General features: G+C 34.1%; 19 protein-coding genes and 1 CRISPR repeat array. Of the genes, 18 read left to right on the forward strand and 1 reads right to left on the reverse strand.

Features of this window, described 5'->3' with window-relative positions:
* Nucleotides 1-109: 109 nt before the first annotated feature.
* The 6 genes from purD to M2139_RS10980 all read left to right on the forward strand — a co-directional run bounded on the left by purD (nt 110) and on the right by M2139_RS10980 (nt 9,253).
* Nucleotides 110-1,378: a phosphoribosylamine--glycine ligase gene (purD, locus tag M2139_RS10955; RefSeq protein WP_280738889.1), complete on the forward strand. Its 1,269-nt coding sequence runs from the start codon at nt 110-112 to the stop codon at nt 1,376-1,378.
* A 316-nt stretch (nt 1,379-1,694) separates the two neighbouring features.
* Entirely contained in the window at nt 1,695-6,146 is a 4,452-nt protein-coding gene (gene cas9, locus M2139_RS10960; protein WP_280738890.1) for a type II CRISPR RNA-guided endonuclease Cas9, read from the forward strand.
* A gap of 220 nt (nt 6,147-6,366) precedes the next feature.
* On the forward strand, nt 6,367-7,245 hold the full coding sequence (gene cas1, locus M2139_RS10965) for a type II CRISPR-associated endonuclease Cas1 (protein WP_280738891.1): 879 nt from the start codon (nt 6,367-6,369) through the stop codon (nt 7,243-7,245).
* The gene (cas2, locus tag M2139_RS10970; protein WP_280738892.1) at nt 7,235-7,585 is read left to right on the forward strand and encodes a CRISPR-associated endonuclease Cas2; all 351 of its coding nucleotides are present in this window, start codon (nt 7,235-7,237) and stop codon (nt 7,583-7,585) included. The genes cas1 and cas2 overlap by 11 nt, the downstream gene beginning before the upstream one ends.
* On the forward strand, nt 7,572-8,261 hold the full coding sequence (gene csn2 / locus M2139_RS10975; protein ID WP_280738893.1) for a type II-A CRISPR-associated protein Csn2: 690 nt from the start codon (nt 7,572-7,574) through the stop codon (nt 8,259-8,261). The genes cas2 and csn2 overlap by 14 nt, the downstream gene beginning before the upstream one ends.
* A 91-nt stretch (nt 8,262-8,352) precedes the next feature.
* Nucleotides 8,353-8,776: a CRISPR direct-repeat array (repeat unit 36 nt; unit sequence GTTTTAGAGGTATGTAATTTTGAATGGTTCCCAAAC).
* A 159-nt stretch (nt 8,777-8,935) separates the two neighbouring features.
* Nucleotides 8,936-9,253 carry a hypothetical protein gene (locus M2139_RS10980; RefSeq protein ID WP_280738894.1) on the forward strand — a complete coding sequence of 106 codons (318 nt, stop codon included), beginning with the start codon at nt 8,936-8,938 and terminating at the stop codon, nt 9,251-9,253.
* Between the two features lie 63 nt (nt 9,254-9,316).
* On the opposite strand, the gene asnB is transcribed toward M2139_RS10980, so the two are convergent.
* Complete coding sequence (gene asnB / locus M2139_RS10985) at nt 9,317-11,176, reverse strand: asparagine synthase (glutamine-hydrolyzing) (RefSeq protein ID WP_280738895.1); 1,860 nt, start codon at nt 11,174-11,176, stop codon at nt 9,317-9,319.
* Nucleotides 11,177-11,797: 621 nt separating this feature from the next.
* Here asnB and M2139_RS10990 point away from each other — a divergent pair.
* The 12 genes from M2139_RS10990 to clpB all read left to right on the forward strand — a co-directional run bounded on the left by M2139_RS10990 (nt 11,798) and on the right by clpB (nt 24,424).
* A complete protein-coding gene (locus M2139_RS10990) occupies nt 11,798-12,709 on the forward strand; it encodes an aldo/keto reductase (protein ID WP_280738896.1) in 912 nt (303 codons plus the stop codon).
* A gap of 100 nt (nt 12,710-12,809) precedes the next feature.
* On the forward strand, nt 12,810-13,817 hold the full coding sequence (locus tag M2139_RS10995) for a hypothetical protein (RefSeq protein ID WP_280738897.1): 1,008 nt from the start codon (nt 12,810-12,812) through the stop codon (nt 13,815-13,817).
* 168 nt (nt 13,818-13,985) lie between these two features.
* Nucleotides 13,986-14,345: a hypothetical protein gene (locus M2139_RS11000; protein ID WP_280738898.1), complete on the forward strand. Its 360-nt coding sequence runs from the start codon at nt 13,986-13,988 to the stop codon at nt 14,343-14,345.
* Nucleotides 14,346-15,539 (forward strand): glucosaminidase domain-containing protein, encoded by a 1,194-nt coding sequence (locus tag M2139_RS11005; protein ID WP_280738899.1) that lies wholly within the window; start codon nt 14,346-14,348, stop codon nt 15,537-15,539.
* Between the two features lie 147 nt (nt 15,540-15,686).
* The gene (locus tag M2139_RS11010; RefSeq protein WP_280738900.1) at nt 15,687-16,004 is read left to right on the forward strand and encodes a helix-turn-helix transcriptional regulator; all 318 of its coding nucleotides are present in this window, start codon (nt 15,687-15,689) and stop codon (nt 16,002-16,004) included.
* A 28-nt stretch (nt 16,005-16,032) separates the two neighbouring features.
* A complete protein-coding gene (locus M2139_RS11015) occupies nt 16,033-16,989 on the forward strand; it encodes a permease prefix domain 1-containing protein (RefSeq protein WP_280738901.1) in 957 nt (318 codons plus the stop codon).
* A 129-nt stretch (nt 16,990-17,118) separates the two neighbouring features.
* Nucleotides 17,119-17,820 carry a tRNA (adenine(22)-N(1))-methyltransferase TrmK gene (locus M2139_RS11020; protein WP_280738902.1) on the forward strand — a complete coding sequence of 234 codons (702 nt, stop codon included), beginning with the start codon at nt 17,119-17,121 and terminating at the stop codon, nt 17,818-17,820.
* Nucleotides 17,821-17,839: 19 nt separating this feature from the next.
* Nucleotides 17,840-18,649, forward strand: a complete 810-nt coding sequence (locus M2139_RS11025; RefSeq protein WP_280738903.1) for a Nif3-like dinuclear metal center hexameric protein — start codon at nt 17,840-17,842, stop codon at nt 18,647-18,649.
* Between the two features lie 36 nt (nt 18,650-18,685).
* Nucleotides 18,686-19,915 carry a peptidase T gene (pepT, locus tag M2139_RS11030; protein WP_280738904.1) on the forward strand — a complete coding sequence of 410 codons (1,230 nt, stop codon included), beginning with the start codon at nt 18,686-18,688 and terminating at the stop codon, nt 19,913-19,915.
* Nucleotides 19,916-20,045: 130 nt separating this feature from the next.
* A complete protein-coding gene (locus M2139_RS11035; RefSeq protein WP_280738907.1) occupies nt 20,046-20,288 on the forward strand; it encodes a DUF1294 domain-containing protein in 243 nt (80 codons plus the stop codon).
* 79 nt (nt 20,289-20,367) lie between these two features.
* Nucleotides 20,368-21,420: a lysylphosphatidylglycerol synthase domain-containing protein gene (locus tag M2139_RS11040; RefSeq protein WP_280738908.1), complete on the forward strand. Its 1,053-nt coding sequence runs from the start codon at nt 20,368-20,370 to the stop codon at nt 21,418-21,420.
* Between the two features lie 394 nt (nt 21,421-21,814).
* Entirely contained in the window at nt 21,815-24,424 is a 2,610-nt protein-coding gene (clpB, locus tag M2139_RS11045; RefSeq protein ID WP_280738905.1) for an ATP-dependent chaperone ClpB, read from the forward strand.
* Nucleotides 24,425-24,519: the final 95 nt, after the last annotated feature.

Raw genomic sequence — 24,519 nt, forward strand, 5'->3', positions numbered from 1 at the left:
AATGAAAAGTGCAAAATGAAATTATTTCAATGATTTTATTTTGCACTTTCTTAAATTAATTTTGAAGAAAATGAAAATTAACCCTTTAATTATGAACAAGGAGGACATTATGGGATTAAAAATTTTAGTAATTGGTAGTGGTGGCCGTGAGCATGCGCTAGCCCAAAAGTTTATCCAAAGTGAAAAAGTTTCTGCTGTTTTTTGCGCCAAAGGAAATGCTGGCATGAAAAAAAATGGTATTCAGTTAGTTGATATTGCTGAAGATGATCATCCAGCTTTAATCACTTTTGCTAAAGAAAATCAAATTGATTGGACTTTTGTCGGGCCAGAAGTTCCTTTATTAAATGGTATTGTTGATGATTTTGAAGCAGCTGGCTTGAAAGCTTATGGACCTAAAAAAGCGGCGGCGATGATTGAAGGCTCAAAAGATTTTGCCAAAGAAATCATGGTGAAATATCAAATTCCCACTGGTGATTATCAAACTTTTGCGGATTTTGAACAAGCCAAAGCCTATGTAACAGAAAAAGGAGCACCAATTGTTATTAAAGCCGACGGTTTAGCGGCGGGGAAAGGCGTAGTGGTAGCTTTAACCCTAGCTGAAGCCATTGAAGCGTTAAGCGATATGTTGGAAGCAAATAAATTTGGTGATAGTGGCGCTAAAGTAGTGGTAGAAGAATTTTTAGCAGGAGAAGAATTTTCACTGTTGTCATTTGTTAGAAATGAAGAAGTCTATCCAATGGTGATTGCACAAGATCATAAACGCGCTTATGATAATGACCAAGGACCGAATACTGGTGGCATGGGCGCTTATTCACCTGTTCCGCAAATTCCTGAGAGCATGGTTCAAGAAGCTATTGAAAAAATCGTTAAACCTGCGGCTAAAGGTCTGGTTGCTGAAGGTAGAGCTTTTACAGGAATTTTATATGCGGGTTTAATTGCCACTGAAGCAGGGCCGAAAGTTATTGAGTTCAATGCCCGCTTTGGCGATCCAGAAACGCAAGTTGTTTTGCAACGGCTGAATAGTGATCTAGCACTGATTATTGATGATTTATTAAATGATAAACAGCCACAGATTGCCTGGAAAGACACTGGTTATAGCTTAGGAGTCGTGGTTGCGGCTGACGGCTATCCTGACGATTATCAAAAAGGGGTCGTGATTCCGGATTTTGCTGATTTGGAAAATGAAAATATTTATTATGCAGGCGTGGCAGAAGCTGGAGCTGAGTTAGTAACCAATGGTGGCCGAGTTTACTTAGTTGAAGCGAGTGGCGACACGTTAGAAGAAGCACAGCGAAAAGTTTATCAAGTCTTAGCAGAAAAAAATACAGCAGGCACTTTTTATCGGAAAGATATTGGCGGGAAAGCGATAAGTAAATAGAGCATGAAAATAGTAATTAGCGGATTTGAGCGCTGATTACTATTTTTTTTGCTGTTTTTCATAAAATGAAAATTTATTGTATGAAGATTGGAAAAAGTATTTTTCAAAAATAGGGTGACATTTTGTTGGAGAATTTTCGTTTATAGAGTGTAGGCTTGTTAAAGTTATTTGTAAAAAACGAGGTACAGCAAGGAAATCAAAAGATTTATATCGAATTATTCAGATTATTCGAATAATTTTTCTAGTAAACGTTTTTATTCATCAGAAATTTGCTATACTTATTGAGTAAGCATTATGATGGGAAATGAGGGATTTGATGAATAAAAATTACACTGTAGGCCTTGACATAGGAACAGCATCAGTGGGGTGGGCAGTTATTGATGATCAATTTAATCTAATTCAAGGAAAAAAACGGATTAATGATAATGGTAAATTACGTAAAGTTAAGACGAATCTTTGGGGTGTGCGATTATTTGAAGCTGGAGATGTTGCAGCGGATCGGCGCTTAAAACGTGGTCAACGTCGTCGCTTGAAAAGACGTCATGAACGCTTAAATTATTTACGAGGTATTTTTGCTGAGGAAATGTTTAAAGTAGATGATAGTTTCTTCATTCGCTTAGATGAAAGTTTTTATCAAATGGAAGATAAAAAGGCGGATACTTATCAATATCGAGATAGTAAAGGTTACTTACAATCCCAATCTGTAGTTAATAAACCAATTGTGAAATATCCGCTATTTAAAACGAAATCAGCAGAAAAAGATTATTATAAAAAATATCCAACGATTTATCATTTACGTAAACACTTGATGGAAAGTAATGTACAAGCCGATTTACGAGAAATATATTTAGCAATGCATCATATTGTGAAATACCGCGGTCATTTTACAAATCAAGGACAGAAATTTGACTTACGTAACATGGATATCGCTGGCAGTCTTGCAGAAACTCTAAGTATTTTTGAAGAAGCAACCAGTTTTACTTTTGGAATAGCAAACGTTGATACAACAAAGGCTAATGAAATTTTAGAAAATAATCGCTTATCTAAATCTAAAAAAGCTTTTGATTTAAATGAAGTTTACAAAGTGGCTGAAAATTCAGTTTATATGGCTGGCAATGAACAATTTGTTGAAATATTTGAAGAAAAGACTGTCAAGCAAAAAGCAGATTTTATCAAAGATAAACAAAAACAAATCAAAGCTTTGTTTACAGCAATTGTTGGTAATAAAATCAATTTGAAAGATATTTTTGCTAATTCTCAATATACAGAAAAAGAAAATGAACTTTTCCCGAAAGATTTATACTTTAATAAAGAAGATTTTGAAGATAATTTAGCAACCCTAGAAAATTTGATTCAACCAGAAGAATTAGAAGTTTTGATTAGTGGAAAAAAAGTTTATGAAAGCATTATTTTAGCTGGCATTTTAAATGGGAAATCTTCTTTATCAGCAGCAATGGTTGAAAAATATGAAAACCATAAAAATCAATTATCAAAATTGAAAAAATTTACTTTATCAATCTCGAAAGAATTGTATGATAGTTTCTTTAAAGAAAACGGTATCTATAGCCAATATATTCAAGGAACTGGCGATCCAGCCAAAACAACCAACTTAGAAGATTTCTATAAGGCTATTAAAAAATCTTTTGAAAAAGAATTTAAAGTAAAATTCCCTGATGGTGAAAAAACTTTTGATTTTTCTCAAGTAGATTTATCAGATGAAACTCAAAAATTCTTAAACGAAATTAGTAATGAAATGAAGTTTGAAACTTATCTGTTAAAACAAAGAATGTACAAAAATGGTGCAATTCCTTATCAAATTCATGAAGAAGAATTGTTAACAATCATTAACAATCAAAAGCAATATTATCCTTTTTTAGGAGAAACGATTGTTCTTTCAGAAGAAGATGATGAAGGAAATATAGTTAAAAAAACGGAATATAAAATTCAAACATTAATGAAATTTAGAATTCCTTATTATGTAGGACCGTTAACTGAAGCTAAACAAGGTACTGCTGGTAAAAAACAAAGCTCAAAATCTCGATTTGCTTGGATGCAAAAAATTACTGATGAAAAAGTTACACCCTGGAATTTTGATAAAATAGTTAACAAGGAAACTTCAGCTGTAGAGTTTATCGAAAGAATGACTAGTTTTTGTACCTATTTACCAGATGAAAAAGTCTTACCGAAAAATTCTTTAACTTATCAAGAATTTTGTGTATACAATGAGCTAATTGTTTCAGGCTATTATGAAAAAGACTACACAGGAAAATCCAGAAAAACTTACTTTGGTGTAGGACTGATGTCTGAGCTAGTAGAAAATCTTTTTAAGAAGCATAAAAAAGTAACCGCCAATCAAGTTTTAGATTTTTTATGTAATCAAAAAAATATTCGAGCAACGGATATCTTCGGAATCGATAGACGAACGCTAAATGGCAAACCGAGTTTTAACAATTCTTTAGCAACCTATATTGACTTAATCAATGCTGGTATTCCTGCTGAGATGATTGAAAAAAATCGTCAAGAATTAGAAGAAATCATTAAGTGGCAAACAATTTTTGAAGATAAAAAAGTTTTGAAAAAGACCATTCGTAATGCAAATCAAAAATGGCAAATTTTCTCTGACACTCAAGTTAAAAACTTAGCTGGTCGCAGATATAGCGGTTTTGGTAATTTATCTATGAAATTAATTGATGGCATTCGCGATAAGCAGACAGGTTTAACTATTTTAGAGCAGCTGAAGGCTAATGGTTATGATAACTTTATGCGTTTGGTTTTTGGAGAAACTGCAAATCGCTATACTTATAAAAAACAAATTGAAGCGTTGCAAACACAAAATATTGATGAAACAACCATTTCTTATGAAGCGGTAGAAAACTTAGCGGGTAGTCCGGCAATTAAAAAAGGTATTTGGCAAAGTTTAGAGATTATTCAAGAACTGGAAGACTTTTTGGGTAGAGAAAATATCGGTAAAGTTGTCATTGAAATGTCTCGAGAAAATGCCTTAGGACGAACACAATCTCGTTATAACAAATTGAAAAAATTGTATGATAGTTTTAAGGAGAACAATAAAGAACTTATTGAAGAAGTTAATAAGGAACAAATTGAAAAAGTTAATAAAGAACTTGAAAGTTATAAAAAAAGAGAACAAGATTTAAATACTGAAAAACTTTATTTATATTTTAATCAGCTTGGTAAGTGTGCTTATACAGACACTGAATTACACATCAATGAGTTAGCAAATTACGAGGTAGACCATATTATTCCTCAAAGTTTTATCAAAGATGATAGCATTGCTAATAAAGTCTTAGTTACCAAGTATGCGAATCAAAAAAAAGGTGGTAATGTACCTAGTCAAAATATAATTAATGATAGAATATCTTTCTGGGAAATATTAGTTAAAGCTAATTTAATGAGTCAGAAAAAATATAAATCACTAACAATGGGTAAAATGCCTGATAAATTAGAAGGTTTTATCAATCGTCAGTTAGTAGAGAATCGCCAAATCACTAAAAATGTAGCTAATATTTTAGCAAAATATTATGAAAATACTGATACAGTGATTTTGACACCAAAATCAGCTCTGACAAGCCAATTTAGAAAAGGTATCATCTATTTACCAAATCCTGATTTTGATGAAAATAAAGCTAAAGCAGATCCTAAAAACTATCAAGTGAAGCGCTTGAAAAAAGAAGTTCTTCACCCAGGATTCCCTAAAAATCGTGATATCAATGATTATCACCATGCTCATGATGCCTATTTGAATGCGGTAGTTGCTAATTATTTATATTTAACAAAACCAGAGCTAAAAAATGTTTGGGTTTATGGTAGCTATGAGAGAAAGGCGGCAGATACTTTTGGTAAATGGGCAAATCAACGGAAAAACAAATCACTTCAATTGTTAAGCGATATGCTTGATGAAAATTGGGTGGACAAAGAAACTGGTGAAATTTTAGGTAAAAGAGATGAAATCCTGACTAAGATTGGTAAAATATTAAGTTATCGAAATGTTAATCTAGTTAAGAAAATAGAAACGCAAATTGGTAAGTTTGGTGATGAATCTGTTTATAAAAAGGATCCAAAAGCTAAGAGTTTTGCTAATGGTTTGAAAGATGATTTGAATCCCAATAATTATGGTGGGACGAAGGCACCGATTTCAGCCTTTACAGCAGTTATTAAAAATTCCAAGGGAAATATTAAACCTATTTCAATACCAGCGATGGTTGCTGATAAGTATTTAGCTGCTGAAAATAAGTTGAATTTTGTTCAAGAACTTTACCCTAAAGATAAAGTTGTTGAAGTTGTAGTAGAGAAAGTGCCGAAGTACACGAAATTTGAAAACAACAATGTTTTAAGACTATTAGCGAGTACAGTTGAAGCGCAAAAAGCTGACGCATTATCCTTTACTCAGAAAGAAATGTCTTTATTAAAGCAGGAAGATAGTATTTTAATTCCTTTATACGATAAGGTTAGCAATTATCTTGTAAGAAATAAAGTATATAGTGACGTTAACCTAAATAAATGGCAAACAGGAATAAGAGAAGAGTTTATTACGTTAATTTGGAAAGAACAAGCAGAGTTTATTATGGATGCTTTTTCAATTACTAAATCAGGTACTACAACAGCTAATGGAATGATAAAAGGAAAAATTGGTGGTCCAAATGGAAGACAGCGTCATACATCCAAAGCGATAGATACAATCACCAACAACACTACCTTAATCTATCAGTCAATTACTGGATTATATGAAACACGTAGAACTTTGAAATAGACACTATAAACAAAAAATCTCTCAGAAGCTTGTCTTCTGAGAGTAATTTTTTAATAATTTTAGACAAAAAAAGAGCGATGACGCTCTTACTTTTAAAAGTTGTTTACGCATAAAGCTTATTTTAACTTTGGTATGTTATTTTGAACGATTCCCATAGTTCATATAACACAATTATTATAATTGATAAGCATTTGATTGTCAACAGAATGGAGGAGGAAATATGACTTGGCGCACGATTGTTATTAATGAACATTCGAAGTTGAGCTATCAAAATGGCAGTTTGATTTATAAATCAAATACATTGGTAGAAAAGATTCATTTATCAGAAATACATACACTTTTGTTAGAAACAACTGATATTACAATTACTACTGGCTTAACTTGCAAACTAATTGAAAATAATATAAAAATAATTTTTTGTGATCAAAAAAGAAATCCTCAAGCTGAAATCATCCCTTATTATGGTACTCACGATAGTAGCAGAAAAATTGTGCAGCAATTAAATTGGCAAGAAGAACATAAACAAACTGTTTGGACTGAGGTAATGAAACAAAAAATTTATAATCAAGCGTTACATTTAAGTAAGATAAATAAATTGGAAGAGTCCAAAATGTTACTATCTTATTTAGATAATTTACAAGTTTTTGATACGACTAACCGAGAAGGGCATAGTGCGAAAGTTTATTTTAATGCCTTATTTGGTAAAAAATTTTCTCGTGAGCAGGAAAATGATATTAATGCTTTTTTAGATTATGGTTATTCCTTAGTTCTTTCTATTGTCAATCGTGAAATTGCTAAAAATGGTCAATTAACACAGATTGGTCTGAAACATTCCAATTATTTTAATCCATATAATCTTTCTAGTGATTTAATGGAGCCTTTTAGAATTGTGGTAGATGAAATTGTTTACGAAGTACAAGATTATTCTTTTAAATTAAATAAGCACCGGTTGTTTGATATTTTCCAAAAAACTTATGACTATAATAAAAAGAAGATGTATTTGACGAATATTATTGAACATTATGTCAAAAAAGTTTTAAGTTGCTTGGATAAACAAACATTGGATAAATTTCCGGAGTTTAGAATAAGTGAGTTATAGGTATATGAGACAATTACTATTCTTTGATTTGCCAACCGATACACCACAAGATAAAAAAGAATATCGTAGATTTCGTAAGTTTTTACTTTCAGAAGGGTTCATAATGTTACAATTTTCTGTTTATACTAAATTAACATTAAATGATATACAGGCAAAAACTATCACACGGCGGTTAGAACAAAATAAGCCCAAAAGTGGCAACGTTGTTGTATTGAAAGTTACCGAAAAACAATTTGCACAAATGACTTACTTGTTAGGTGAAAAAGATATTGCGATTGCCAATACTGATCAAAGGGTCGTATTTTTAGGAGAGGAGTTGAGAAGTAGTGATTCAAATTAATTTTCCTCATTTAGACCAGCCCATTGAATTAGTCAAAGGAAAATGCAATGTTTTGGTGGTTGAAAATAATCCGATTTATTCCAAAGTCATTTATTCAATTTACAATCATCAAGACGAGTATTTTAAAATCTTCGACGAAAATAATAAGCTTTTAAAAGCTAAAGAGATAGTAACTATTTTTCACCCTTTGGCTTTTGATTTCAATGAAAAATCCATTAAGACGCTTTTTTATAATCGAATTATTAACCAAATTAATATGGAAGTTGAAGAAAAACAAAGCTTAGAAAATAACTTTCGTAGTTTAGTTAATCAATTAGTAGAGTTAGTTGATGAAAATAATAATTTGGATGTAGCTTATAATGACGATTTGGATTTCAAAAACTTCTTCAAAAGTATTGATCTTTCTATCAATCAAACAATCCAAAGCAGTATTTTTGAAAAAATTCAATTAATTATTAATATTTTAGATGAATTAGCAGCGGAAAAATTGTTAATTTTTACTAATTTAAATATCTTTCTATCAAATCAAGAATATTTGTATATGATGGAGCAAATTAATTTGAATAACCAAACAGTTTTAATTATTGAAAGTAGCAGATATACACTAGAAAATATCCCCTATTACTATCTAGACACCGATTTCTTTCTTGATGAAAGTATGGTAAAATTAGATTAAATAACATATCGATTTTAAGAGGAAACATTCAGAGTTGAAGGGTTGGTAGCCCAACTACCAAAAATCTAGAGCTTCAAAAAATTCATTTGAGGTTTTAGAGGTATGTAATTTTGAATGGTTCCCAAACCTTCCCATATTCCGCAAATCGTACACACGAGTTTTAGAGGTATGTAATTTTGAATGGTTCCCAAACTCCACCTTTTTCAATAATATGCAAAATATCGTTTTAGAGGTATGTAATTTTGAATGGTTCCCAAACTGCACCTTGCAAGAGCTGTCACAATCGCGAGTTTTAGAGGTATGTAATTTTGAATGGTTCCCAAACTATGTATTGTAATTGCCTTAGTAATTAGCTGTTTTAGAGGTATGTAATTTTGAATGGTTCCCAAACTGTCATATGCACGTTTCTTTTCAATTCTTCGTTTTAGAGGTATGTAATTTTGAATGGTTCCCAAACTGCGTTTATTTCATTTAGTTATGTTTTAGAGGTATGTAATCTTGAATGATTCCCCAAAAATTCGCTTGCTAACACCACAAAAAAATTTGAAAGGGGCTTCTCCCAAGCTGCATTTCATTTTGTTTATGAAATATGAGTATAGCTGATGTCGTAGGGGACGCCGAAGTGTTTATTGTTCTGTATTATAAATGATTCCCATTTTTGTAAGGAGCCGACCATGACTAATCTAAAAGTAATTACCCTATGTGGTTCAACTAGATTTAAAGATGAGTTTAGAGAAATTGAAGCAAAACTAGCATTAGTCGGAGCAGCAGTCTTTAGTGTAGGCTTTTTTGAAAAGAGTGAAGGTATCGAAATTACTAAGGAACAGGAAAAACTATTCAAGCAGTTACACTTTAGCAAGATTGATTTATCTGATGAAATCTTTGTTATTGATGTCAATGGCTATATTGGCGAGAGCACGAGAAAAGAAATTGATTATGCGATGCAAAATAATAAAGTAGTAAGATATTATTCTAAAGAATATAATGGTTAAAACAAAACCAACCACCCCATCATCAATCAATGATGACAAGTGGTTGGTTTTCAATTTCTAATTCTATTTTCCAACGGTAATTGGGTTGCGTTCTAATTGAACATTGTACCAAACCATAAAGGTTAGGACAGTCCATAATTTACGAGAAACATCTTGTTTGCCAGAGGCGTGAGTTTCTAATAGGTTTAATACATATTTTTTATCAATCCAAGCTTCAGTGTCAGAAGTTTGGATGATATTTTTTGCCCAATCGTATAATTCATCTTGCAGCCAATGACGAATTGGTACTGGGAAACCTAATTTTTTACGGAAGATAACTGGTTCTGGTACGAAACTTTCAGCTGCTTTTCGCAAAATATATTTCGTTGTGTTGTTAGCAATTCGCATATCAGATGGAATTTTGCTAGCAACTTTAAAGACTTCTTTATCAACGAAAGGTGTCCGCAATTCTAAGCTGGCAGACATAGTGGTACGGTCGGCATTGGTTAGTAAATCACCAATTAGCCAAGTGTTCATATCAATATATTGCATTCTAGTGATTGGGTCTAAGTTTTTAGAATCATCATAAAATGGTTTGGTAACATCCATATAGGAAATTTGCTTGTTATATTGGGGCATAAATAATTTTTTCTCATCTTCTAAGAAAATTTTCGCATTGCCCACATAACGTTCTTCAATTGGTGTAGTTCCACGTTCTAAGAAACTTTTTCCTTTAACCCCTTCAGGCATAATTTTAGAAATTTGTTTTAAGGCACTGTTAATTGGAGAAGGGACTTTATCAAAGACTGCTAATGAGTTAGGTTCGTTATAAATCGTGTAGCCACCGAATAATTCATCCGCACCTTCACCACTTAAAGCCACTTTACAGATTTTACGAGCTTCTTTAGCTAGGAAATACTGGGGAACAGCAGCTGGGTCAGCTAAAGGTTCATCCATATCCCACACGAAATCAGGGAAAGCATCCGCAAATTGTTGTGCAGTAATCACGCTACTGTGGTTTTTAACACCTAAGTCAACGGCGGTTTCTTTGGCTAGGTCAATTTCGCTATAACCTTCACGTTCAAAACCAACAGAAATGGTATTTAAATCGTTATTAAATTCTTTAGCAATCGCTACAATGATTGATGAATCAATCCCACCAGATAAGAAAGATCCAACAGTTACGTCAGAGCGCATATGTTTTTCAACACTTTCAAATAGCACATCTCTTAATTCTTTAGTTAACTGCTTTTCTTCAGTATGAACAGGGTGGAAAGCAGGCGTGAAGTAGCGTTCGATTACTAATGGTTGATCTTTTTCTTTAATGAAATAATGTCCAGGAACTAAACGTTTGATTTCAGTTGTCATTGTTAGTGGGTCTGGAACAAATTGATAAGTCATATATTGTTGTAAAGCTTCATTGCTGAAAGTTTGTTCTTTTAAAATTGCCCGTAAAGATTTTGATTCTGAGGCAAAATAAAATTTATTATCTTCTTCAGCGTAATGGAAAGGTTTGATTCCGAAATGGTCACGAGCACCGAATAAAGTTTCTTCTTCGCGATCCCAAATTACAAAAGCAAACATCCCACGTAAGTAGTTAACGATGTCTTTGCCGTATTTTTTGTACATACCTAAAATAACTTCTGTATCACTATGAGTCGCAAAAGAATAGCCTTCAGCTTTTAATTCTTCCCGCATTTCAACATAGTTATAAATTTCACCATTAAAAAGAATCCAATAGCGCTCATTATCGTAAGGTAGGGGTTGACCGCCTTTTTCTAAGTCGATGATACTTAAACGACGAAAGCCTAAAGTAACGTGTTGATCTTGATAGTAACCTTCATCATCAGGACCACGATGCACAATCCGGTCATTCATTTTCTTAATTTCAGCTTTTAAATCAGTGTTTTGATTGTAGTGCATACAACCGACAAATCCACACATACAGTTTTTCACCTCAAATTTATTTTCGTAGGAAGAACAGGAAAGAATTGAACAAATATTCCTGTTTTTTCCAATGCTATCTATAGTAAATAGACAATCTTAGTTATTGTTTTCCTTATTGAGATTATCATATTCACCAAGAAAAAGAAAGATTCTTTACCTTTTTTAAAGAATATCTGGGGAATTTTTGGTGTAATGGCTCTTAGTGGTAAAATGAGAGTGAAATTTGCGCGGGTGCAGGGCAAGCCATTCCGTTTTTTCTAATCCAGCTGCATGGCTTTGCACCACTCGATAAAGTGAAAAGAAAATCCGCGGTAAAAAGCATCGCTATATTTTCTTTTGCACTTTACTCAGGTGCAGGGCAAGCCATTCCGCTTTTTTTCTAATCTAGCTACGTGAGCTAACTCTCTTCGATAAAGTGAAGAAGAAATTCGTGGCAAAAAACGCCACTATAATTTATTCTTGCACTTTACTCGAGAGCTGAACGAGCCCACTTCGCTTTTTTATATTAAATTATTTTCTGTTAAATGGGTTTTGTGATAAACTGTTAAGTGTAAGTTTTTATATATAAATCTTTTAAGTCACTGAAAATGAATTAATTAAATTTTAGGAGTGTGTCTGATGAAAAAAATGAAATTTGGTTCCTCCGATGTAGATGTGGCAGCGGTTATTTTAGGCTGTATGCGGATTAATAATGCTGAAAATCCGGTTAAGGTAATTGAAACGGCTTATGAAAGTGGTATTGACTTTTTTGATCATGCGGATATTTATGGCGGCGGCGATTGTGAAAGTATTTTTGGTAAGGCTTTAAAAGAAACGAGTATTAAACGTGAAGATTTATTTATTCAAACAAAATGTGGGATTGTTCCTGGGAAGATGTTTGATTTTTCAAAAGAACATATTGTTGCTTCAGTAGAAGGCAGCTTACAGCGCTTAGGCATGGATTATGTCGATGCTTTATTACTTCATCGTCCAGATGCTTTAATGGAGCCTGAAGAAGTCGCAGCGGCTTTTGACGAGTTAGCGCAAGCTGGTAAGGTAAAACATTTTGGTGTGAGTAACCAAAGTCCCCAACAAATTGCTTTATTGAAAAAAGCTGTAAAACAACCATTAGTGGCTAATCAATTACAATTTGGCTTAAAACATACTGAGATGATTGATCAAGGTATTCATGTAAATATGTCTGATCAAGGTAGCTTTGACCATGACGGCGGGATTTATGAATATTCTCGTTTGCATGATATGACAATTCAAGCTTGGTCGCCTTATCAATATGGCTTCTTTGAAGGTGTCTTTATTGGTAATGAAAAATTCCCTGAATTGAATCAAAAATTAAACGAAATGGCCGAAAAATATCAAACAACGCCAACAGGTATGGCGGCAGCTTGGATTTTACGGGTGCCAAATATGCAAGTGATTGCCGGAACAATGAATTTAGGTCGGATTACTGAAATTGCTCAAGCAGCTGAAATTCGTTTAAGCAAAGAAGACTGGTATGCTTTATATATGGCAGCTGGCAATATTTTACCTTAAAGTGACAGGGTTCAACTACGGACTGAGACAAAAGCTTTGTTTCAGTCCCGGTTGCCTTGAATTACATAATAATACATAGATGATACTGGAGATGAAAAAAATGCTTAAGCCTTTGTGGGATACATTAAACGATCAAAAATTAGATGGTAATATTAAAGAACGACCAGCGATGTTTTTAGGTACCCGTGGTTATGAAGGCTTGCAATCCATGATTTTCACTGGCATTAAAAGTCTGATACAAAGTAGTAAAAATCTAGGGAAATCACAGTTGCAAATTAATTTAGAAGAAGGGCAGATTGCTTTAGTTTTCACGTTAGGTGCAGGCAATTCTTTAGCAGATTGGCAGCAAAATCAACAAGTAATTTCTTTCATTAATTTGGCGGTAATGAAGACTTTATCCACAAATTTTTTAATAGAAATTCAGTTTTCTAATCAAATTGTTTCACAAGAGTTTAAGCAAGATAAAATGATTGCTGAAGTCACTCGTGAAACATCAGTTGATGCCGAAGAAATCCGTATAATTTTTACGCCAGATTATCGTTTTTTCGGCTTGAAAACTTTGCCTTATTTTCTTTATTATGATTTTTGTCAGCATTTAGCTATGTTAAATAGCGATTTTTCCATTACTTTATCAGAGAAAGACAAACAGCAAAATTCTTTTTGTTACAGCAATGGCTTAGAGATTTATTTACATAAATATGATAACTATTTATCACGCAAAGGCAACCCGGCTTATTTTAAAGGGAAGATTGAGCAGCTGGAAATTGAAATTTTGATTTCTCGCAATGATCAAGGGCAAGTCATGGCCAGTTTTGCTAATAGTGAGCCGACTTATTTAGGCGGTGCTCATTTGGAAGGCTTTTTTGACGGTGCCATTCCGGCTTTTAATCAGTTTTTAGAAGAGCAAAACAATTTGGCTTACTATGATCGCGAAATGTTTTGTGATCGCTTTGATGTGATTGTTTCTGTTAAATTAGCTAATCCGAAATATAACGGCAGTACCAAGCAAAAATTGCGTAATCCGGAAGTTTACAATATTGTGAAAGATTTTATTCACGGAGAGTTTCTGACGTTTTTAAGAAGTTATACCATGTGGTATCGCGGTTAAAGGCTGTTTTCTTGAAAAGATTTCTTAATTTGCATGAATTAATTGTAAAATATTGAATTTTTTTCGAAAATAGCGGAAGAAAGCTAAAAAGTGATAGCAAATTCCACTATTTTTAGGTATAGTTAGTAGAGGGTTTTGTAGGTGAATACGATATAAACGAGGTTTTTTATGAGATTTAATAATCGCAATGCACAAGAATTATACTACTTTTTATTTTGGTTGTATTTAGGTGCATCAATTTTTTGCTTTTTAATGACAGTCATTCTTTTGATTATTTACTATTTAACTGGTTTTAGTGACTCGTTAAATGTGGGTAGTTTATTTTTATTAATGGTCTTCTTTTTAGGTGCTTTTTATTTCCGGATCAATGCGTTACATTATCACCGCATTTTGATTGAAAATGAAAACCGCGGGGAAGGCATTCAAGAAGATATTCAGTTTTCAAAAACGTTCAAGTTAAATTTTATGTCTAAAAAACAAGATAAATCGACAAAAAATACCAAAAAGAAGAAAAGGAGCGCCCGCTAATTGAAAAAAAGACTTTTAATGACGATTGCTACAGCAACCGCTTTTAGTTGCTTAATCACAAGCTTAATTGTAACTTCACCAAGTTCAGTTTTGCTGGCAAAAGAAAAAACAACTCAAGCTAGCGCTCATAAAACTTCTACCACTGGCTCGACAGAACAAGCTGAAAAGCCTGATGAAGAAACAGCAACTACGACAACTACAACACAAAGTTCTTCTGAAGAAGAAACTGTTGCATCTTCAGAACCTAGCGATGAAGTAACTAGTTCTTCTTCTAATGAAGAAAATCCTGAAGAATCAACGAATGAAGAAGAAACTAGCAGTGATGAAGGCGAAGAAAGTAGTGAAACTTCAGATTCTGAAACAACCGAGACAGAGGAATCTTCTGAAAGCAGCGATACTGTTGAACCACCAGCTGAGAGTGAAGACGTTGGGGTGGCTAATTCAGAAGAAGTTGAAGAAAACTACAATTTTTCAGTTTCTCGCAATTCTACTACCCAAGAATTTATTGATTTAATTAAAAATGATGCCCAACAAGTCGCTTGGGATTATGATTTATATGCATCAGTGATGATTGCCCAAGCAATTTTAGAAACGGGTTCAGGTAACAGTGCTTTATCAAGTCCACCAAACTATAATTTATTTGGGATTAAAGGGGCTTATGAAGGCGCTAGTGTTTCTTTCCCAACCCAAGAAGATGACGGTAGCGGGAATCTTTACACCATTCAAGCTGCTTTTAGAAAGTATCCTAGTGTCAAAGAATCTTTGGAAGATTATGCCCGCTTATTGCATACTAATTTTTATAAAGGTGCTTGGAAGAGTAATGCGGCAACTTATAAAGATGCCACGAAATTTTTAACAGGTAAATATGCAACCGATACAAGTTATAATAAAAAATTAAATGCTTTGATTGAAACTTACAAGTTAACTGACTATGATGTTGCTGTTGGTGAAGCACCACTTTCAACTTTATCTAAGAAGAGTGAAAGCCAAAAAATCAAAGAAGAAGTTTTGCAAAAAGTTTCTGAAGCATCAGGTCGTACTGAAGAAGCCAAAGAAGCGAAAGTTTCGATTGTGAATTTCTTAAATGATTTAAGTAATGTGCAACCAGAATATAGCTATGATGCCGCTTTGAATGGTAAAGCTGCTTTAGAAAGACCGATCAATGAAATTTTAGCAAGTGAAGAAATTAAATAAACTTTTCAGACAACTCAAAATTGGGTTGTCTTTTTTTGTGCCGAGAAACTTTCTTCGCATTTTTTATAAAAATTACTTTACCTGTCGTAGTAAAAATGCTATAGTAATTATACCGACAGACGTAGTAATTTTGGAAAGGGTGAAGAGATGATTTCTAGTGATGGTATTCGTGGCTATAATGACGTGATTATTTTAACCATTTTAAGCCATGGAGAATCTTATGGTTACGCAATTTCTAAGGAAATCCGCGAGATTTCAAAAGAAGCTTATATAATCAAAGAAACAACTTTATATTCAGCCTTTAATCGTTTAGAAAAAAATCAATATATTGAGTCTTTTGCCGGTGAAGTTACTCATGGTAAAAAAAGAACTTATTATCGGATCACCGATGCAGGTCTGCAATATTTAGAAGAAAAAAAAGCCGAATGGCAGTTAACTAAAGAAGTAGTTGATTTATTTATTTAGAAAATTAGTACATTAAAGGAGAAGAGCAATGGATACAATTAATAATTTTTTAGAAAGTTTATTTTTAGGGGTTAAAGATAGTCCGCAGAAGGAACAGTTGAAGACGGATTTATTAGCAAATATGGAAGACCGCTATCAAGAGTTGTTGGCAGATGGTAAAGGTGAAGCGGAAGCGGTAGGAACCGTAATAACGGAATTAGGTTCTATTGATGAATTATTAGAAGAATTGAAATTAATTCATGATGATTTTGAAGAAGAAAGTGAAGAATATTTAGCAATTCAACCGGAAGAAGCTAGTTCTTACTTAGCTGGTTTTCGTAAAAGCGGTCTTGAAATTGCTTTTGGTGTGCTATTGTGCACCACAGGAATTGGGCTATTTTTATTATTAGAAGACGGTTTTCGTCATGTTAATGATACGACCGCATTATTTGTTATGTTACTATTTATTGCGATTGCAGTCGGTTTCTTTATTACTGGCGGTATGCGTTTAAGTAATATTGGGGAATCATTAAATGACAGACCGATAGCCGGTAATACTAAAAATTATATTTCAGAGCTTAAAAATGCTTTTCAACGTTCCTTTACTGTCTGTATTGTTTCAGGTGTCGGTTTGTGTATTGTGTCGGTAGCACTTTTACTGATGACAGATGGTAGTCCTTTTGGGTTGTTTTTAATGCTTACCACGATTGGTTTTGGTGTTTTTCTGTTTGTCTATGCCGGCATGGTTCAAGGGAGTTTTGAATCTTTTTTAAAAGGTAATATTTTTATTTACGATAACGACAACTTAGGTCCACGAGCAATGTACGAGCGTTACGGTGAAAAAGCTGCTTCTCTAAGCTTTTTAGAAAAAGTTTACTGGCCGATTATAACTGTTATTTATTTACTTTGGAGCTTTACCACGATGAATTGGCATTATACTTGGGTGATTTTTGCGATAGCGGGAATCCTTTTTCAAGGCTTACAAGCACTAATAAAAAAAGATTAAAACAAAACTATGAAATTTTTCTTTCCATAAAGATGAATTTCATAGTTTTTTTCGCTTTTAACCTTCTTAGAAAATGCTATAATAGATAACATATGAATGGCAAATCACGGAATGGAGAAAAATTTTTAAATGAATCATCAAGAATTATCAAAGCGTTTAGAAATGGTGGGGCGTTTTGTTCCTGAAAACAGCCGCCTAGCAGATATTGGTTCCGACCATGCGTATTTACCCGTTTTTTTAGCCCTTAAGCAACAAATTTCTTATGGGATTGCTGGGGAAGTCGTGCTTGGTCCTTTTCAATCTGCCGAAAAACAAGTAGCTAAAAATGGTTTGCAAGGAATGATTGATGTTCGTTTAGCTGACGGCTTAGCAGCGATTAGTCCGGCTGACAAGATTGATGTAATTACTATTTGTGGCATGGGTGGTAGCTTAATCCGCAGCATTTTGGAAGCGGGAAAAAATAATCAACAGCTTACTTTACAAGAACGTTTGATTTTACAAGCGAACATTGGCGAAGCTTTGTTGCGAGAATGGTTGCAAGCCAATCAGTATCAAATCATTGCCGAAGAGATTTTAGAGGAAAATCATAAAATCTATGAAATTATTGTGGCTGAACTTAGTGAAACAGCTGTAAGTTATACTAAGGAAGAACTTTATTTCGGCCCTTATTTGCTTAAAACTAAAAATGCGGCTTTTATTAAAAAATGGCAACGGGAATTACACCAAAGACAGCAAGTTTTAGCGCAATTAAAAGTGGCTAAAACCCCACAAACAGAAAAAATCACGGAAATTCAAGCAGAAATTTCAATGATTGAAATAGTCCTAAATTAACGCGAGAGGAGCAGGCTAAATGGTTATGGCAAAGGAATTTATTGAAGTTTTTGAAGATTACTGCCCCCAGTGGCTTTCAGAAACTGGCGATGTTTCTGGCTTGCAAGTAGGAAGTTTACAAAAAAAATTAACTAAAGTCATGGTGACCTTAGATATTCGTCCGCAAGTGGTTGAAGAAGCAATTGCTGAAAAAGTTGATTTAATCATTACCAAACATGCACCGATTTTTCGACCGGTGGCGCATTTAACGGATGAAAATCTGCAATCGGCAATGTTACTTTCCTTGATTAAGCATGATATTGCAGTCTATGTGGCTCATACTAACATGGATATCGTTAACGATGGTTTAAATGATTGGTTTTGTGAGGTCTTGACGATTGAAGTTGATGATTTTTTACATGAAACGCATCAAGTCGCTAATCAAACTTACGGAATTGGTCGCATTGGTGATTTAGCCGAAGCCATGCCAATTAATGCTTTTATCGAAAAAGTTAAAACCGCTTTTCAAGTGGCTGATTTACGGGTGGTTTTTCCAACTGAGCCAAAAGATCTGGTGCAACGAATTGCGATTTGCGGTGGCAGCGGAGAGAAATTTTATCATGACGCTTTGCAGAAAAAAGCTGATGTTTATATTACGGGTGATGTTTATTATCACACAGCTCATGATATGCAAAGTGCTGGTTTAACTGTGATTGACCCTGGTCACTACATTGAAAGTTTGTGTAAAGCTAAATTAGTTGATAAATTTAATCAATGGCGAGCTGAAAACCACTGGGATATTGAATTTATTGCTTCAAAAGTTAATACCAATCCCTTTACTTTTTGTTAAGGAATTAAATTTTAAAATAGAATAGGATGACAAAAAATGTACGAAAATTTATTACCAAGATTTTTACGCTATGTTAAAACAGAAACCCGCTCTAATCCACAGAGTGAAACAACTCCTTCATCACCAACGCAAGTCGCTTTTGCTCAAGTTTTAAAGAAAGAATTAGAAGAATTAGGTTTAAGCGATGTTCACTATAATGAAAGCAATGGCTTTGTAATGGCTTCTTTGCCAAGTAATCTTGATAAAGAAGTCCGTTCAATCGGCTTTATTGCTCATATGGATACGGCGGATTTTAATGCGGTCAATGTTAGTCCACAAATTATTGAAAATTATGATGGCATCTCTACAATTCCTTTAGATGCAGAAAGTAAATATACTTTAAATACAAAAGACTTTCCTAATTTAAAAAATTATGCCAATCAAACTTTGATTACTACAGACGGCTCTACTTTACTTGGAGCAGACGACAAATCTGGTATTGCGGAAATCATGACTGCTATGGAAATTTTAATCAAAAATCCTGAAATCAAACATGGTTTAGTTAAAGTCGCTTTTGGTCCTGATGAAGAAATCGGCACTGGTGCTGATAAATTCGATGTGGAAGAATTTGCGGTGGACTTTGCTTATACAATGGACGGCGGTCCAGTGGGTGAGTTGCAATATGAAACTTTCTCAGCCGCTCAAGCTGACATTACTATTTTAGGGAAAAATGTTCACCCAGGGACTGCGAAAGATACGATGATTAACGCTTTACAATTAGCAATTGAGTTTCAAGAACAATTGCCAGCTGATGAAGTTCCTGAAAAAACGGATGGCTATGAAGGATTCTTCCATTTGATGTATTTAGCAGGAAATGTAGAAGAAGCAAAAATGAGTTATATTATTCGTGACCATGATAGCCAAAAATTCGCAGCACGCAAAGCAAAAATTACGGAAATTCAAGCAAAAATCAATCAACGCTTTGATCAAGAACGGGTTATAGTAAATATGTACGATCAATACTATAATATGCGAGAAATAATTGAAAAAGATATGAGTATTGTTGAGTTAGCTAAAAATGCGATGCTAGAATTAGATATTGAACCTTTAATTGAACCTGTTCGTGGGGGCACAGATGGCTCTAAAATTTCTTATTTAGGGATTCCCACACCAAATATTTTTGCTGGTGGCGAAAATATGCATGGTCGTTTTGAGTTCGTTTCTTTACAAGCGATGGAGAAAGCTACAGATGTGATTGTTAAAATCATTGAATTAAACAGTAAGTAAAGTAAGATTTTAGTGTATAATAGAAGCTGGAGATTAGTTATTAGTCATGACTGAGCTAATTTTCCAGCTTTATTTCTAAAAAATAGTAGGGGGCTAGTTTTTGAAAATCTTAATTATTGGCTATTTAATCATGATAAATGGACTGCTATTTATTTTAATGGGTGTTGATAAATTTAAAGCTAAACGCCAACAATGGCGGATACCAGAAAAAACACTTTTGTTATTGGGAATTTTCGGTGGCGGTTTAGCGGGATTAATTGCGCAACAAGTTTTTCATCATAAATCAAGAAAGACACTTTTTTATGTTGTTTATACTTTTGGCACAATTGTAGCGATTGCTTTACTTAGTTTTTTGTTATACTTTACTAACTAGATAGACGGGAAAGGAATTGAAAAGCTTAGAGTGTTAAGCTGTTAGCTTATTTTGCAAAGCTTATAGACTCTTACTGATAATAATGAAAAAAAATTCGAAATTCAATTTATTATTAAACGCCCTTGTAATTGCGGGTATCATCTTTTTGTTGATTTACTTTTTCGAAAATTCGTTACAAGATATTTTTAATGAAATCAAAGAGACACCGTTAAAAACCTTAATTATGATTACTGGTTTAGGATTGATGTATCAAGTCATAGAAGGACAATCAATCTCGGTAATTGCAGCGCCATTTATGAAAGAAAATGAAAAATTTACTGCAAAAGATGGATTTTTCATGTCTTGTTCAATTGCTTTTTTCAGAGTTATTTCATTAGGAGCAGCCACTTTAGTAACAGAAATCAATTTCTATAAGAAAAAAGGCATGAAAATTTCTCAAGGAATTGGTGTTGCTAGCTTGCATATGGTTTTATACAAAATGGCAGTAGCAGCTTATGCATTTATTGGTTTATTAATTCAAGGCTCTTTTTTAGCGAACAATGCGCCAAAAATGATTCCTTTTATCATCATCGGTTTAATTATGACGGTTGGCGTGATTGCGATTTTGTTAGCCTTATCATCTAGTGTCAATTTACAAGTAGGCTTACTACTAATAGCCAATCGCTTGTTTAAAAATCAAAAATTGCGGGATTTAGTTGATAAAGGAAATTTACAAATTTATTCTTTACGGGAAACGGTGGCAACAGTTACCAGTGATAAAACGGTTTGGGTTCGTAGCTTTTTCTGGAATCTTTTGAAATTAGTTTTTTGGTACGTTGTGCCTTATGTGGTTTTAGTGCCCGATTATCCCCAGTTAGACTTCTTGCAAATTTTTTCTTTTATTAGTTTTTCGGTTATCTTAGCAGGTGTCATTCCGGCACCAGCTGGTGTGGGCTCGTTAGAATTTGTTTATTTACTACTATTTCAACCTTTGGTAGGAACGGTAGATGCGTTATCTTCAGTCTTGTTGTATCGCTTTGCTTCTTATGTGTTACCAGTCATTATCGGCTTTATTTATTTCTTGTTTGATCGACGAAATAAAATGAAAACCGATATTGAAGAAGTCCGTAAAGAACAAGCGGCAGAAGAATAATTTTAATGACCGTACTATCTTTTAAAGATGGTATGGTTTTTTCGTTTTGCTAATCTAGCTGCGAGTCTTTGCACCGCTCGATAAAGTGAAGAAGAAATTCGTGGCAGAAAACGCCACTATAATTTATTCTTGCACTTTACTCGGGTGCATAAAAAGTCTCTGCGCTTTTTGTATAATCTAGCTGCAGTGGCTAACTCGCTTCGATAAAATGAGAAATGAATTCGCGGTAGAAAACGCACTATAATTTATGGCTGCATTTTACTTGAGAGCTGAATAAGCCACTTTCGCTTTTGGGATTTTAAGTTTTTATAAATTGCTGAAAATAGTAGGGGCTATTTTTTGACCTTTGTTGACCTAAATCGTATAATAGTTTTATAAAATGGAGGGATGCCATATGAATCCAGAGAAAATGACTAGTACTTTACAAGAAGCAATTGCTGAAGCACAGCAAATAGCAGTTACCCGTCAACAACAAGCGATTGATATTGCTCATTTGTGGAAAATTTTCTTACAACCTAATCATTTTGGCCGTAATTTCTATACCGATGCCGGTCTTGATGTGGAGGCTTTTGAAAGTGAAGTCGATCAAGTGATTGATAGCTTACCAACCGTAGCTGGTAGCAATGTGCAATATGGTCAATCAATGAGTCAGAATTTATATAGTTTATTAAACGAAGCCGATCAACTAAAAAACAGCTTTGATGATGAATATTTATCAACTGAAATCGTCATTTTAGCTTTAATGAAATTAAAAAATTATGTTTTAACTAAATATTTAAGCAAACAAGGTGTGTCAGAAAAGAGTTTGCGTGCATTAATCGAAGAAATGCGAGGAGGCGATAAAGTGACTTCCAAAAATCAAGAAGAACGCTACAAAGCCCTTGAAAAATACGGTGTTGACTTAGTGCAGCAAGTTAAAAGTGGTAAGCAAGATCCAATTATTGGTCGTGATGAAGAAATTCGTGATGTAATTCGGATTTTATCTCGAAAAACTAAAAATAATCCTGTTTTAATTGGTGAGCCTGGGGTTGGTAAAACAGCAATTGTTGAAGGGCTAGCCCAACGAATTGTCAGAAAAGATGTGCCAGAAAATTTAAAAGATAAAACGATTTTTTCATTAGATATGGGAGCTTTAATTGCTGGAGCAAAATTCCGTGGTGAATTTGAAGAACGCTTAAAATCGGTTTTACAAGAAGTTAAAAAAAGCGATGGCCGCATCATCTTATTTATTGATGAAATCCATAATATTGTTGGCGCAGGTAAAACCGAAGGCAGTATGGATGCCGGGAATTTGTTAAAACCAATGTTGGCGCGGGGCGAATTACATACCATTGGCGCAACAACTTTAGATGAATATCGTCAATATATGGAAAAAGATAAAGCGTTAGAGCGCCGTTTCCAAAAAGTTTTAGTTAAAGAACCGACTGTTGAAGATACCATTAGTATTTTGCGGGGGCTAAAAGAACGTTTTGAAATTCATCATAGCGTGAATATTCACGACAATGCTTTAGTGGCAGCCGCAACTTTATCAGATCGTTATATTACTGATCGCTTTTTACCAGATAAAGCGATTGATTTAGTGGATGAAGCTTGTGCTACGATTCGGGTGGAAATGAATTCTATGCCAACCGAGCTAGATCAAGTTACCCGTCGTTTAATGCAGTTGGAAATTGAAGAAGCTGCTTTGAAAAAAGAATCTGATGATGCTAGTAAAAAGCGCTTAGGCAATTTGCAAGCGGAATTAGCCGAGTTGCGTGAAGAAGCCAATGCGATGAAGTTACAGTGGGAAACGGAAAAAGAAGAAGTCAACCACTTATCTAACAAACGAGCTGAAATCGAAAAAGCTAAGCATGAATTAGAAGAAGCTGAAAATAACTATGATTTAGAGCGAGCTGCTGTTTTACGCCATGGCACGATTCCTGAATTAGAAAAAGAATTAGCCACCCTTGAAGCGAAAAATCAAACAGACCATGAAAAAATGGTGCAAGAATCAGTTACCGAAAATGAAATTGCCCAAGTAGTAGGCCGGTTAACTGGGATTCCTGTGACGAAATTGGTCGAAGGCGAACGGGAAAAGTTAATGAAATTAAATGAAACCTTGCATCGACGGGTGATTGGGCAAGATGAAGCAGTTTCCGCTGTTAGCGATGCCGTTTTACGTTCACGAGCTGGCTTACAAGATCCAAATCGACCTTTAGGTTCTTTCTTATTCTTAGGTCCAACTGGGGTGGGTAAAACTGAGTTAGCGAAAGCTTTAGCAGAAAACTTATTTGACTCAGAAGACCACATGGTGCGGATTGATATGAGTGAATATATGGAAAAACACAGCGTTTCACGGTTAGTCGGTGCGCCTCCAGGTTATGTTGGCTATGAAGAAGGCGGTCAATTAACAGAAGCGGTGCGGCGTAATCCTTATACGATTGTCTTGCTTGATGAGATTGAGAAGGCCCATACAGACGTTTTCAATATTCTGCTACAAGTATTAGATGATGGTCGTTTAACCGACTCTAAGGGGCGCGTAGTGGACTTTAAGAACACTGTGATGATTATGACTAGTAATATTGGTTCCCAATTATTATTGGATGGAGTAAATGAAGATGGTACGATTTCAGAAGAAACACAAAATCAAGTGCTTAATTTATTGCGGGGATATTTTAAACCAGAATTTTTAAATCGGATTGATGATACGATTTTATTTACACCATTAAGTTTAGAAAATGTTATGGGAATCGTTGAAAAAATTGTTGCTCAATTATCTAAACGTTTAGAGCATCAAGAAATTTATTTAGAAATTTCTGCCGAAGCGAAAACTTGGATTGCTGAAAATGCTTATGAACCGGCTTTTGGGGCACGACCTTTGAAACGCTTTATCACTAAAGAAGTCGAAACGCCTTTAGCCAAAGAAATCATCGCTGGTCGGGTATTACCAAAAACGAAAGTGACCATTAGTTTATTAGCCAATCAATTAGTTTTTGAAAATGAACCTTTAACAGAAGAAAATTAAGAAAAAGGGGCTGTGACAAAAGTCTCTAACAAAAAACGCATGAAATAACGAAAAATCGTTCATTTCATGCGTTTTTTCTAGTAAAATAAAAAAGA

Origin of the sequence: Enterococcus sp. PF1-24 (genome assembly GCF_029893325.1) — a bacterium.
GTDB lineage: Bacteria > Bacillota > Bacilli > Lactobacillales > Enterococcaceae > HY326.

Coding starts and splice junctions, on each gene's coding strand:
- purD (WP_280738889.1), top strand. CDS start 110: ATGGGATTAAAAATTTTAGTAATTGGTAGTGGTGGCCGTGAGCATGCG.
- cas9 (WP_280738890.1), top strand. CDS start 1,695: ATGAATAAAAATTACACTGTAGGCCTTGACATAGGAACAGCATCAGTG.
- cas1 (WP_280738891.1), top strand. CDS start 6,367: ATGACTTGGCGCACGATTGTTATTAATGAACATTCGAAGTTGAGCTAT.
- M2139_RS10980 (WP_280738894.1), top strand. CDS start 8,936: ATGACTAATCTAAAAGTAATTACCCTATGTGGTTCAACTAGATTTAAA.
- asnB (WP_280738895.1), bottom strand. CDS start 11,176: ATGTGTGGATTTGTCGGTTGTATGCACTACAATCAAAACACTGATTTA.
- M2139_RS10990 (WP_280738896.1), top strand. CDS start 11,798: ATGAAAAAAATGAAATTTGGTTCCTCCGATGTAGATGTGGCAGCGGTT.
- M2139_RS10995 (WP_280738897.1), top strand. CDS start 12,810: ATGCTTAAGCCTTTGTGGGATACATTAAACGATCAAAAATTAGATGGT.
- M2139_RS11000 (WP_280738898.1), top strand. CDS start 13,986: ATGAGATTTAATAATCGCAATGCACAAGAATTATACTACTTTTTATTT.
- M2139_RS11010 (WP_280738900.1), top strand. CDS start 15,687: ATGATTTCTAGTGATGGTATTCGTGGCTATAATGACGTGATTATTTTA.
- M2139_RS11015 (WP_280738901.1), top strand. CDS start 16,033: ATGGATACAATTAATAATTTTTTAGAAAGTTTATTTTTAGGGGTTAAA.
- M2139_RS11020 (WP_280738902.1), top strand. CDS start 17,119: ATGAATCATCAAGAATTATCAAAGCGTTTAGAAATGGTGGGGCGTTTT.
- M2139_RS11025 (WP_280738903.1), top strand. CDS start 17,840: ATGGTTATGGCAAAGGAATTTATTGAAGTTTTTGAAGATTACTGCCCC.
- pepT (WP_280738904.1), top strand. CDS start 18,686: ATGTACGAAAATTTATTACCAAGATTTTTACGCTATGTTAAAACAGAA.
- M2139_RS11035 (WP_280738907.1), top strand. CDS start 20,046: ATGATAAATGGACTGCTATTTATTTTAATGGGTGTTGATAAATTTAAA.
- clpB (WP_280738905.1), top strand. CDS start 21,815: ATGAATCCAGAGAAAATGACTAGTACTTTACAAGAAGCAATTGCTGAA.